The sequence below is a fragment of the Devosia riboflavina genome (genome assembly GCF_000743575.1).
In the GTDB taxonomy this organism is placed as follows: Bacteria; Pseudomonadota; Alphaproteobacteria; order Rhizobiales; family Devosiaceae; genus Devosia; species Devosia riboflavina.
Map to the genome: position 1 here is coordinate 1 of NZ_JQGC01000104.1, position 854 is coordinate 854.

General features: G+C 64.2%; 1 protein-coding gene. It reads right to left on the bottom strand.

Annotated features, from left to right (window positions below; all coding sequences use genetic code 11):
• Window positions 1-72: 72 nt before the first annotated feature.
• Entirely contained in the window at window positions 73-708 is a 636-nt protein-coding gene (locus JP75_RS24910) for a P27 family phage terminase small subunit (RefSeq protein ID WP_035088057.1), read from the bottom strand.
• Between the last annotated feature and the right edge of the window lie 146 nt (window positions 709-854).

The window sequence follows — 854 nt, forward strand, 5'->3', positions numbered from 1 at the left end:
AGCGCGGATCGTTCTCGACCTGTTTGAGCCACGCCGGCAGCCCCTCATAGCCAACCGGCAGGGCGGTCGAAGTCAGTTCGGCCTCGCGCCTGGCGGCCGACTGTCGGCATCCGACATCAGCGACAGGGGATCGTCGCCGCCTTCGTCGCCGTCCGGGGTTCGCCCTTCGTTGGGATTGCGCGGTCCGCCGCCATGAAGCGGTAATCTGCCCTGCGCGGCATTGAAGGTCTCGACGCGGGTCATGTCCATGTCGGCGCGAGGTGTAAAGCCGAACTCCTGCTCCATGAGCCGCAGCTCCACGCCCACCTTCTGCATGTATTCGACACTCGGATGCGTGCGAAACACCTCGTTGCCGTCGCCCTTGGTCACCTTGACCGTTACCCCACCCTTCGGCAGGTCGCGGCGCAGCTGCTCCATGGCCTCGGTCCACTTCTGGGTCAGCGCGCAATACCGCGCGAGTGCCGTCCGGTAACCCGGGCGCCAGCGACCGCTGGCGCGCAATACGGCCACCAGGTCGTTCCAAAGGGCAATGGCCACTTTCCAGTGCGCGGGAGCGTGAGAAAAAAAGCTCGGCAATTCATGTGGGGTGAGCGTCGGCTCTTCCGCGCTCGTAACCGCCGCAGCGATCTCCGCCTCGACCTGCTTCTTGCGCCTCCCGGGGAAGCCCTTGGCGGCTTGCAGGTGCGGATCGTCCTTTCTACGTCCCATAACCGCCTCGTTTCCTCAGGAAAAAAAGATTATCGCCCAAATATCGCGCCGCCCTTTTCCCTGTTGGCAGGCCGGTCGCGGGGTGATTGCGATTGATTTTCGACCCACCCCTCCCTTCGAGCTACCTCAGGGCCTCTGCCATCCGC